Source organism: Paenibacillus endophyticus, from assembly GCF_014192395.1.
Taxonomy (GTDB): Bacteria; Bacillota; Bacilli; order Paenibacillales; family Paenibacillaceae; genus Pristimantibacillus; species Pristimantibacillus endophyticus.
Window position 1 is genome coordinate 54,595 of record NZ_JACHXW010000030.1, and the last position, 12,093, is coordinate 66,687.

Annotated in this window: 8 protein-coding genes; all 8 read right to left on the bottom strand. The window is 41.9% G+C overall.

The window, feature by feature from the left end; translation table 11 throughout:
• Positions 1–38: 38 nt before the first annotated feature.
• The 8 genes from FHS16_RS29445 to FHS16_RS29480 all read right to left on the bottom strand — a co-directional run bounded on the left by FHS16_RS29445 (position 39) and on the right by FHS16_RS29480 (position 11,672).
• On the bottom strand, positions 39–1,340 hold the full coding sequence (locus tag FHS16_RS29445; protein WP_183570976.1) for an ABC transporter substrate-binding protein: 1,302 nt from the start codon (positions 1,338–1,340) through the stop codon (positions 39–41).
• Between the two features lie 142 nt (positions 1,341–1,482).
• Positions 1,483–2,631 carry a response regulator transcription factor gene (locus FHS16_RS29450; RefSeq protein WP_183570978.1) on the bottom strand — a complete coding sequence of 383 codons (1,149 nt, stop codon included), beginning with the start codon at positions 2,629–2,631 and terminating at the stop codon, positions 1,483–1,485.
• A gap of 21 nt (positions 2,632–2,652) precedes the next feature.
• Positions 2,653–4,458 carry a sensor histidine kinase gene (locus FHS16_RS29455; protein ID WP_246432033.1) on the bottom strand — a complete coding sequence of 602 codons (1,806 nt, stop codon included), beginning with the start codon at positions 4,456–4,458 and terminating at the stop codon, positions 2,653–2,655.
• A gap of 362 nt (positions 4,459–4,820) precedes the next feature.
• Positions 4,821–6,398 (bottom strand): glycoside hydrolase family 43 protein, encoded by a 1,578-nt coding sequence (locus FHS16_RS29460; RefSeq protein ID WP_183570982.1) that lies wholly within the window; start codon positions 6,396–6,398, stop codon positions 4,821–4,823.
• Positions 6,395–8,404 carry a YjhG/YagF family D-xylonate dehydratase gene (locus FHS16_RS29465; protein WP_183570984.1) on the bottom strand — a complete coding sequence of 670 codons (2,010 nt, stop codon included), beginning with the start codon at positions 8,402–8,404 and terminating at the stop codon, positions 6,395–6,397. The genes FHS16_RS29460 and FHS16_RS29465 overlap by 4 nt, the downstream gene beginning before the upstream one ends.
• Before the next feature lie 59 nt (positions 8,405–8,463).
• Positions 8,464–9,930, bottom strand: coding sequence for an alpha-ketoglutaric semialdehyde dehydrogenase GucD (gucD, locus tag FHS16_RS29470; protein ID WP_183570985.1), 1,467 nt, complete (start codon positions 9,928–9,930; stop codon positions 8,464–8,466).
• A 28-nt stretch (positions 9,931–9,958) separates the two neighbouring features.
• Positions 9,959–10,834, bottom strand: a complete 876-nt coding sequence (locus FHS16_RS29475; RefSeq protein WP_183570987.1) for a fumarylacetoacetate hydrolase family protein — start codon at positions 10,832–10,834, stop codon at positions 9,959–9,961.
• A 76-nt stretch (positions 10,835–10,910) separates the two neighbouring features.
• Positions 10,911–11,672 (bottom strand): IclR family transcriptional regulator, encoded by a 762-nt coding sequence (locus FHS16_RS29480; RefSeq protein WP_183570989.1) that lies wholly within the window; start codon positions 11,670–11,672, stop codon positions 10,911–10,913.
• Positions 11,673–12,093: the final 421 nt, after the last annotated feature.

Genomic DNA, 12,093 nt, shown 5'->3' on the forward strand with positions numbered 1-12,093 from the left:
GAGTGGGTTTCCCTTCCCACTCCTTTGACTAATTTCGATTATTTATTATCCATTTCTTTCAGTTTATTATCCAGTGAAGCAGTAGCTTGCTCAGGTGTTATTTTGCCAACTACAATATCTTGATATGATACAAGGAATTGGTTGCGAAGCGCTTCTTGATGCCTGTTCCATGTTACCATTGGCAAGTAAATCTTACTTGCCATCAGCCCATCTCTATATGCAGGTAGATATCTCGGGTCTACTTCGCTTTCATAGCCTTGAACCGTAATGATGCCGCCTGTACCTTCCTCGAATTGCTTCAGTCCTTCATGGGATGCCATATACTCAAGGAACAGCATCGCTTCTTCCTTGTTTTTCGTTTTAACGTTGATAGCAAAACCTGTACCTGGAGCACCGTTGTAATATTTGTTACCAGGTTCTTTACCTGGAATACCCATAATTTCGAAATCAATATCCGGATTCATTTCCTCAACTGGACCAATATTCCAAGGACCACCAGGGAACATAGCCACGTTGCCAAGGGCGAATTCGGTAGCCACTTGATCACTTGTCATTCCGATCATATCTGGCGTCAGAATTTTATTGTCGATAAGTCCTTCCTTCCACATCGTGAGCACTTCAGTCCAGCCTTCAGCGAATGTTGCCTCGCCTTTAAACAGCTTCTCGTCAAACGTTGGGTCTTTCGATAGTACATTACTGCCGAACATCGCAGATTGCATAATTGTAATATCATGCATTCTGTCATAGAGAGGAATGACGCCAATTTCTTTTAGCTTCAAACAGGCCTCAATGAACTCATCCCATGTTTCTGGTAATTGTGTGATGCCAGCCTTTTGGAACAATTCCTTATTATAAAACAAGCCACCTGCCCATCCGGATTGTGAAAAGGCATACGTTCTTCCATCTTTACTAACCATCGATTTGTTGCTGTCCAACATTATTTTCATGAATGGTTCGTCTGTCAAATCAAGTGCAAAATCGCCATCGATAATCTCATTACGATTTTCTGCGGCAATCATGAAGATATCAGGCGCCGTATCAGACAACAACATCGTCTGAAGTTTAGCAACATAATCCGCTACTGGTGGAGCAAATTGAAAATCGAATGTGATATGCGGATATTTTTCTTTAAAGCCGTCAATAAGAGGTTTCATTTCTTTTTCATTGTTCCATGCAAGAATACTTAACTTAACCGGTTTAGGTTGATTTTCACCCTTTGTAGCATTGTTGGTTGAACCTTCATTGTTGGTATTACCTGTATTGCTGGTATTGCCGCATGCAGCGAGCACAACTGACAAACAAAGGACAGTGATTAATAGCAAAAGAGACGTTTTCTTCATGTTTGACTTACCCCCATATAATCATTTTTTTGTAATAAGCACTCGTTGTAAGCACTTACAAGTAAAGTTTAATATGAAAGCGCTTTAATTTGAATTCATATTGTTGCAATATTGGTTGCCAAATGTTGCACTTGTAGCATATTCAGTTAGAGGGGCGAATAAAAGATGCGCGGTACTCTTTAGGCGTAACACCAAAATGCTTCTTGAAAGCGCGGCTAAAGTGGCTCTCATCCAAAAAGCCTGTATGCTCCGCGATGTGATTGTTCCTCCAATTCGTTGAAACGAGCAGTTCTGCGGCTTTATTCATCCGCACCTGTGTCACATAAGCCCAATAATTCACTCCGAATTCTTGTTTGAACGTACGGCTTAATTGGTACTTGTCTATATCGAAGCGATCTGCCACTGATTGCAAAGATAAATCTTCTTGATATCCCCTTTCTATATACGGTTTAATCCGGCATACAGCATCCAGAAGCTTGGATATGGTTTCCGAAGCATGTCCTCTTACCGCACGTGTGCTCTCAGCAATTAGCTGTGGAAGGAAAGGGGCTTCTTGGGCAATTGAACTAATTCCAACAGACAATGTGTGGGGCGGTGTTGACCCCGCCGCTTTTTTCATCACAGATTCACAAAACTCAAGCAAAAGAATGTTCGTTAGATCTTTCCCCCCACCGATTAGTACCACTTGCTCCTTTCGGTTATTACAACACATCACACAGTGGATTTTGATGACCGCTTGCTCTTTCAGCAAGTAGGAATAATCATTCTTCGATGGCATACTGCCTACGAATGTCATAATAGCAAAATGATTGATAGAGAGAAACTCTAGACCGTCTTGGAAGTTTTTTAACGAATCTGCTTCGATATGTCCAGAGTATATCGTTCGATCGAGTTCGCTGCGTATTGATTGCTCAGCATCTAATATAGATTGTTGAATCAGCTCGCGTATTGCATCCCTAAGCAATTCCGCATCGACCGGCTTTAACAGGTAGTGGGAAACCTGAAGCCGAAGCGCATCCCTAGCATATTCGAATTGATCATACGCACTTAGAATGATTGTACGAGGAATTTTGTCCAAATGTTGAATCCGTCTCAACGATTCGATTCCGTCAAGCAACGGCATATGAATATCCATGATTGCCAGATCGGGGCGGAAGGTTTCAATCTTGTTGGCTGCTTCGTCCCCGTTATATGCATGTTGTACCTCACTAATTCCCAGATCCGCCCAATCCATTACTTTATCTAAATATCTATGCAAAGATAATTGATCGTCTGCAATAAGCAACTTCATGCCCGCTACCTCCTGTAGATGTCATGTAATGGGTAACACGATATATACCGATGTAAATACCCCTTGCCTGCTTCTAATCTTTAGACCGTAATCAGGTCCAAATTTCAATCGAATACGCTGATTGACGTTAGACAGACCTATGCTCTCGGCCTTAAAGTCTTGTTGGTTCAGTTGTCTGGCCAATTGACGGCTTCTGCTCCTCGATATCCCTTTACCGTTGTCTTGGATAACGATCATCATTCCTTTTTTGACTCTCATAACCCTAATCTTGATTTTTGCTGACTGTGGATTCTCGCCAAATCCGTGAAAAATTACGTTTTCTGCAAGCGGTTGCAGGATCAACTTAATTGTTCTGTTTTTTAGAATGGCCTCGTCTTGAATAAGAAACTCAATGTCAATTCGATCGTCATATTTTTTGTTCACAATATAAAGGTAATCCTTGACGTTCTGAATTTCCTGTTCGAGTTCCACCATCTCTTCTGATTGCTTCATAGAATATCTTAATAGGCTGCTCAATGACAACACCAGGTGGTTGGAGTCCTCTGTGCTACCACATACAATTTCGGTTTGTAGCAGTTGCAACGTATTGAATAGAAAGTGTGGATTGATCTGGGATTGAAGCGTTTTGAGTTCTACTTCTTTCAATGAAATATCCGATTGATAACTTTGTTTGACCAGCGATTCAATCCGGATGACCAGTTCTCTGAACTTGTCGCTTATCAAATTCAGTTCGCGATACTTATATTTATTCTTAATAATATAAATACTGTCTTCGCCAATTTTATCCAATGTTGAGAGAAGCCGTCCAAATGGGCGGGATATTCGGGCGGTAATCAAGATGGATATTAAAATATTGAGAAATAAACAGAGATAAATGAATCCGATCAAATTTGATTTCAGTGAGTCTGCTTGTCCTTTGATGACAGACATTGGAATAGTCGAGATCATTCTCCAACCTTGAACAGACGTAGGGTGGAAAATGACAAGCGTCTCCCTTCCGTCGAGCGCGGTAATGAAGCTCCCCGAATTACCTTCATAAATATGCTCGATGCCTTTGAAGTGAAGTCTTGTGCCAATTGCAGTGCCCTCTTTATGGGCGATGATGGTCTGCTGATTGTCGATCATAAATATACTTTCATTGTTTTGATAGGAGCTGAATTCAAACATTTCGTTGATTTTGGCTAAATCCAAATTTGCGATAACAGCGCCAATCGTTTTAAAAGTGTAATCTTTAACCGGCAGGGTGATCGATAAGGTCGGCTTGTTATATTTTGAAATATCTTTCTCTAAGTAGTAGTCCTGCTTATGGAGTCCAAGTGTTATGAAACCTTTGTTTGAAGTACCCGAAATCGCCTGCCTAAACCAAGTCTGTTCGGTAAAAGGATAATCCCACCGAAGTGATATTCTGCCATCAAGATTATTCACATATCCATTTTTGCCCAATATCAAAACATCACTTACTATGGATTGCAACGAAGATACGCCAAATGCTACTTCCGCGATATTCCTCTCATGCTGAATGCGCCCGCCGATATCCATTTCCCTTCCTGGATTCATCAAGCTGCCAACTGAGTAATGGCCTGCTAGAAGAACGAGCGGGCGAGTCGCTTCTTCCAAACTAAAGCTGAGCCCGCGCGCTGCTTGTTCCATTACCTTGTAACTGGATTGAGTGACTTCTTTGGTTAGACTTGTAGTTGAATCGCGAACAGATAACAACCCAAGAAGCAATAAGAGCAGGATGTTTAAGACCATATAGGAAAACATGATCGTTCGAATAATGGTTGTCCCCGTTAAGAAACGAATTAAAAATCTAATTTTGTTGTTCATCATTCTTCCTCCTCTTTCATGCCATAATCCTGCCCACTCCTTTCACAAAACCTGATGAGGGATACATGAAGTAACGAACAGTGATATCCTGTCATGCTTCCGAAACCTTCATATGGTTTTGTCACTAGCTCTCATGACGAATTAATTCTTTGATATCTGTTCACGTTCGGCGACTGTAAACCGTTTTTTGATCATGTAATCCTTCCATCTCTCACCCTAGTGCACAAAAAAACACCTATAGTCTGAACGCCTTATTTCAAGTGTCCAGACTATAGGTACCTGGTGTTTTAAGTAGATCCTTTCTTTGATCGATAATAATTTTGCTTTCGACTTTTGTTCACAACACTGGTAGCAAGCAAACGTCAGCTCAATTCTTTGTATATAAAGTAATCAAAATCTGCATGTTTTCTCATACCGCTTAAGTCCTGGGCACACATTCCTAAAAAAGTACCTGTAAAACGAATATAACTTCCAAACTCATCAGACAAGTGAACAATAGAAATCGCTTCCCCTACTGGCTGCCACTCCTTGTCTAATGCTGCATAATAAAATTGTACCATACCACGACGAATGACTGCTTTTAAACGATATTCAGTATTTGCTTGCAATGGGATATCACTTGTTAAGCATTCATCGTAGACTCCTTCGACCGATTGAACAATGCCTAGACATTTACCTAATTGCTCATGATACGTCATTCGCAAATACACATAGTCTGATGTATTGTAATATAAAATCAAGCCTGCCATTTGCTGAAAATGCTCAGGTTCAAATTGAATCATTGTTTCAATCTCGCAATTAAAAGCTTGCTGCCTTCTTGCAATAATACTTTGCCGGTGCACAGAACTCATCGATTCCTGGCCTTTTATTCGCAAGTACCCCCGTCTCTCGCTTAATGACACCCATGTTGATTCTGTTGGAATGCGTAGTGAACACCATTGAAGCCCTAGTTCCTGCTCATCAAAATGATCTAACTCAGGCATCACAGGAAACGAGTGTAATGGTAAGTTCGGCGCAGCAACCTCTGCTTTTGGTTCATTACCGCCACCTTCAACTTCCAGCCAATTATCCTCCGTCCAGCTCATACGTTGAATCGCAGTTTCTCTACCTAAAGTACAATATTTATCTACGGTTGGTCTACCTACCAAATGAACCATATACCATTCTCCGTGCTGCGTTTCTACTAGTGAGCCGTGGCCTGCCTTTTGCAGCGCAATCTCTGGCTTATGCTTAGAGGTTAAGATAGGATGATTCGGTGAGATAATATAAGGTCCGTCAATATGCTCAGCGCGTGCTAACGTCACCGCATGCTCATATTGAGTGCCACCCTCTGCCGTAATAAGATAGTAGTAGCCATTGCGCTTGTACAAATGTGGGGCTTCTGTTAATCTCAATTCCGTACCCTTGAATATTAGCTTACGCTCTCCAATCAATTGCTGCTGCTCGGTGCAATATTGCTGCAATACGATACCAGCAAAGGAATTGGTTCCTTTACGATGATCCCACAGCATATTGACTAGCCACTTCTTACCATCATCATCATGAAACAACGATGGATCAAAACCACTGCTATTGAGATAAATAGGCTCGGACCATGGTCCCATGATATCGGTTGCCGTAACCATATAATTATGTGTATCTTTAAATGCACCCATTCTACTTACTACATCCGTATAAATCAAATAATAAATCCCGTTGCTATGGCTTAGACAAGGTGCCCAAACCCCACCAGAATCAAGATCTCCAACCATATTCAGCTGCGAAGCAGAGCGTAGCACAGTCGTTAATGGACGATAATTAACTAAGTCCCTAGAATGGTAAATGATAACACCAGGGAACCACTCAAAGGTTGACGTTGCAATATAATAATCATCGTCTACACGAATAATAGAGGGGTCGGGATGAAACCCTGGCAGGATTGGATTTGTAATTTTCATCATGAACCACCGTCACTTTCTAAGTAGGATTGTAATAATTGCTGACCTTCTTCTGAGCGCATACCAATATCGAGAAAAGCTTTAATTCGCTCCACATCATAGATGCAGCCGCGCCATGTGCCTCCGCTTGCTGCTTGAAGAGCGGCCCATAATTTTGTATCATCTGGCAGATCAGGGTCTGCTCTTAACTCTGAATGCATTTCCCTCTGTGCTAATATTGCAGTTCCCTCATCAAAGTTTGTAGGAGCCTCACCATCACCTAACATATGAATAGAGCCCTCTAGCGTATGCAATTGAATATGTATGTCGATCCAATCACCCGTTCTTAACTTCCCAACTGGTCCTCCTGCTAACGCCTCTGGTCCGATATGACCAATGCAGGCGCCTGTCGATACACCAGAAAAACGGGCATCCGTAATTAGTGCAACATCTTTACCGAACGGTAAATGTTTTAATGCCGATGTTAGCTGATACGTTTCTTCCATGCCTGTGCCGGAGGGTCCACGACCGATTAATACGAGTACATCCCCGGCTTCGATGCCTTTATTTTTAATTGCAGCGATCGCTGCACGTTCTGTCGTAAATACCTTTGCTCTGCCGACATGATGAAAAATACCTGCAGCACTTACTTTAGATGGATCAATCGCTGTTGACTTAATGACAGACCCTTCAGGTGCAATATTACCAAGCGGGAAGGTTACCGTTGACGTTAAGCCTGCTAGTTTTGCCTGCTCTGGAGCAAAGATGACTTCTTCAGGCTGTACGCCATCTAATTTGATCAACGTTTGCTTCATAACCACTCTACGTTCGCTTTTCTCCCACCAATCCAGTACCTCGCCAATTGTTTGACCTGTTACCGTCAATGCATGCTCACGCAATACACCTAATTTCCTAAGATGAAGCATCACTTCTGGAACGCCGCCTGCCAGAAAAGCACGTACCGTTGTATGCGGATGTGGGCCATTTGGTAGTACACTGACAAGTCTAGGAACTTTGCGATTAACTTCGGCCCATTCTTGTACTGTAGGAATACGAAGTCCTGCAGCATGTGCAATTGCAGGAATATGCAATAGTAGATTTGTAGAACCACCGAATGCAGCATGGACAACCATTCCATTGTAGATTGCATCATCCGTAAGTATATCCTTCGTCTTGAGCCCACTGCTCGCCATATGGATAGCCGCTCTTGCAGATTGTCTCGCCATTTCATGCCAAATCTCTTGCCCAGATGGTGCTAAGGCCGCGTGAGGAACAGTTAGTCCCATCGCTTCAGCAATAACTTGGGCCGTACCAGCGGTACCCAGAAATTGGCACCCCCCTCCTGGCGTTGCACAGGCACGACAGCCTAAGTCAGCAGCTTCTTCTAGACTCAAGTCTCCATTGGCATACCTTGCACCAATCGTCTGGATTTTCCCTGCATCTTCGCCTGATGTTGGTGGAAGCGTAACACCTCCAGGCACAATAATACCTGGAAGCTGAGGTGAGCCTGCTATAGCAAGCATCATCGCTGGTAGTCCTTTATCACATGTACCCACGCCAATGACTGCTGCGCGCTGAGGTAGAGATCGAATTAATCTTCTTAGCACAATGGCTGCATCATTGCGATATGGCAAGGAATCAAACATCCCCGTAGTCCCTTGTGATCTTCCGTCACATGGATCGCTGACAAAACCTGCAAACGGTATTCCTCCACTCTCATTGATTTCATTAGCAACTGATTTCATTAAGTCACTAATTTCCCAATGTCCCGTATGATAGCCAAGTGCGATCGGCTGACCTAGCTCATCCTTAATGCCGCCTTGCGTGCCTAGTATGAGCATTTGCTTGCCAAGCAACTTACTTGGCTTCCAGCCCATTCCAACATTTTGTGACAATCCGAATAAATCACCGCTTGGTGAATGCAGCAGCATTTCTGGAGTTAGTGGCAACTTTCCCGATGGCCCAGCTGCATGAGTGAACAATTGATATTGCTTCTCTGTAAGTGAACCCATAATATCGTCTATTCCCATAGTGATGTCCCCCCTTAACCGATATAGCGAATGACCAATTTATAAACCCCAAATTGCAATTACCCTTTTATATATACCGTTTTGATTGCTGTATAAAATTCAATTGCCGCTTGCCCCTGCTCACGAGAATGGGAACTAGATTGCTTCATCCCACCAAATGGAGCCTGCAATTCAACACCTGCTGTTTCAGCATTTACACGCACCATACCTGCCTCCATGTCATGAATGAAGGAAAGCATTCTACTAATATTTTGCGTATAAATGGAAGCGCTTAAGCCAAATTCGGAGTCATTTGCAGCTTGAATTGCTTCGTCAAAGCTAGCTACCCTGATCAATGCTAGAAACGGTCCAAAAATTTCTTCCTTAGCAATCTTCATATCTAAAGTGACATGTTCAAAAATAGTAGGTTGTACAAAGAAACCATCCTGCAGGCTCTCATCCGTCGGAACGACTCCGCCGACTAATAGAGTAGCGCCTTCTTTTTTACCCTGCTCTATATAATGTAGAACCGTCTTGTGCTGATTTTCGTTGGCACATGGACCTAGCCAAGTTGTTGCGTCCATGCCATCGCCTACTTTTAGCTGTTCTACTTTTTCTACAAGCTTTTGTTTAAATTCATCATAGATTCCTTTTTCTACAATGACTTTACTCGTTGCTGTACATTTCTGACCTGTTGATTTCAGACCTCCGCTAATAGTAGCTTCTACTGCTAGATCAATATCTGCATCGTTAGCAATAATAATAGGATTTTTACCACCCATTTCAAGTTGATATTTTGCACCACGTGCGAGTGCCGCTTGACCAACCTGCTTGCCAACATTATTAGAACCTGTAAAGCTCACTCCATCTATTTGACGATGCTCGGCAATGCCTTGACCAATCGTCGCACCGCTACCAATAACCATATTTAATACCCCTGCTGGCAGCATCGCATCGTGGAAACATTCCATAATTTTAGCTGCTGTAACACCCGTTTCAGTTGCTGGCTTCCATACAATTGTATTCCCATATATTAATGCGGGAGCAATTTTCCAGATCGGGATAGCAACTGGGAAGTTCCACGGTGAAATAACACCTACAACACCAAGTGGAGTTCTCGTTGTAAACATCAAAGCTTCAGCATCAGAGGCTGGAATGACATCACCTACTTTTCTCATTCCTTCCCCAGCATAATAGCGAAGAATAGCAATGCCCCTAGATGTCTCTCCCTTTGCTTCTGGGAATGTTTTTCCCATTTCTCTCGTCATCGTCTCTGCCACTTCATCAAGTCTAGCTTCTAAAATATTCGCTACCTTGAATAAATAATTACCTCGCTCCACCCCCGCTAGCTTTCTCCATGCCTGCTTCGCATTGACAGCAGATTGGACTGCTTCTTCTAGATCATCACTTGTTGCTTGCGGTAACCAACCTACCACCTCGTTGCGATGGGCAGGATTAATGCTTTTTTGTGCTGCATCCTGTTGCGGCATATACCATGCCCCATTGTAGTAATTTCCATATACTTGTTCAGTTGCTTTTGTCATCATAATCTCCTCCATATCGAATAATTAATATCTATGCCTTTGTTACACTATTCACTAACTTACCAATGCTTTCAATTTCAATTTCAATCAAATCATGCTCTACAAGTGTAAATTGATTTGGTGGAACGATACATGTCCCTGTAAGCAATACCGTCCCATTAAAGACCACGTTGTCTCTAACCAGAAACGATACTAGCTCCTCAAGCGTACGCTTCAATTGCGATGTATTCGCTGATTCTTCCACAACCAATTGACCATCTCGATAAATTCGCAAGGTCATTTCTAGTAAGTAAGGATTGTCTACTGTTTCAGCAATCCGAATTGCTGGACCAATTGAACATGATTGGCGCCAAACTTTTGCTTGCGGTAGATACAATGGATTTTCACCCTCAATATCACGCGAACTCATATCATTTCCAACAATATAACCAACAATCTCACCTGAAGAACTCAGTACAAGTCCAAGCTCTGGCTCAGGGACCTGCCAATTTGAATCATTGCGGATGCATACATCCTGACCTGGTCCTACCGTCCTAGCTGCAGTTGACTTCATAAATAGTTCTGGTCTCACCGCATCATATACTTTATCGTAAAAGGTCAATGCATCTAGCTTGCCATTCGTTGCCTCGTAATTTCTTGCTTCCTTACTACGGCCATAAGTTACCCCTGCCGCCCATACTTCTGGTGCATCCAAAGGTATAATGATCTCCAACTCATTCCAATTCACCTGTTTAATTTCCTTTCCTGCTCGATCAGCAACAATATAGCTTAATGCGGATTGACCTGCTTTCTGTGCTTGATCAAATACGTCCATCGCGTCCCGTACGTCCAATTCACATAAATATAAATCATCAGAAATCGAACCTATTTTCACTATTCCGTCTTCTACATAACGAATAATTCTCATCTTATTACCCCTTTTGTTTTATAATATAAAACTACGTTCCGTTAAATAGTCAAAATTTTTGCTTGGCAAGATCTACTTATTTTGATCTATAACCAAGTTTTACCGATATTTCATCCGCAGACTGTTTCAACTGCTGAATGAATACCTGTAGTTCTTCATCTCCAACTGTTGCCAACATCGTTGATAAACTTATAGCAGCCTGAATCTCACCATTATGATTGAATATAGGAACCGCGGCGCATCTAACCCCTACTTCATTCTCCTCATTATCAATCGCATATCCATTAATGATAGCTGCTTCTAATGCTTGTTCATAGGTTTTTGCATTAAGAATTGTCTTTTCCGTCTTCTGCTCGAACGTGATGGACATAACTAGATGTTGGCGTAATGGCTGTTCCTGAAAAGCAACCAGCACTTTACCCGCAGCACTTGTGTAAAGGGGGACTCTTCTACCAATACGAGAATAGCGAATCGCAGCCTTCTCCCCTTCAACCTTATCGACATAAAGACCTTCATTTCTTTCTAGCGTGACCAAATGCGTAGTTTGACCCGTTAAAGAAGATAGCTTTTTTAAGGAAGGACGTACAAAGTCCCGTAAATCTAGCTGATTTAGAAATAACTGCCCTTTCTCGGCAAACCTCATACCAAGGCGATACTTTCCGTTTTGTTCATCCTGTTGAATATAGCCGTGCAATTGTAGTGTTTTCAATAAAGAGTGAACGGTACTTTTATGAAGAGACATTTGTTCACTTATTTCTGTAATTTTTAACTCTGTTTGCTGTTCATCGAATAAATCAACAATCTTTAAAGCGCGATCAATAGCTTGAATAATTGGCATATTAAGCTTAAACTCTCCCTCCTTATAAAGTTTTACAATATAAAACTCTGTTCTGTATATTATATAAATTAGTTTAGCAGAACTTTTATTTTTGTATATAGACAAATTTAATTTTAATACGGATCAAACGATAATAAGTGCTTAGCGGAAAATGAGGACACAGAGGTTGAAGAATGGAAGCGAAGTGTATAAGATTCTTTCGTGCGGATACGCTGGTAATTGAAAGCAAGTTGTAACGAATCTTAGGGAAGTGACGATTATTTCTCTAGTGTTCGCTTTCCAAAACACTGATAAAACATCATGTTTTCTTCACATTTCTTTCAAATACTCCCTGATTCGTGGTATATAAAGGGTATGTTATGAGGGGGCGGCAGAGTTGGAAACGATGAGCTACAAGCAATTGAATCAAATTTCATTTACC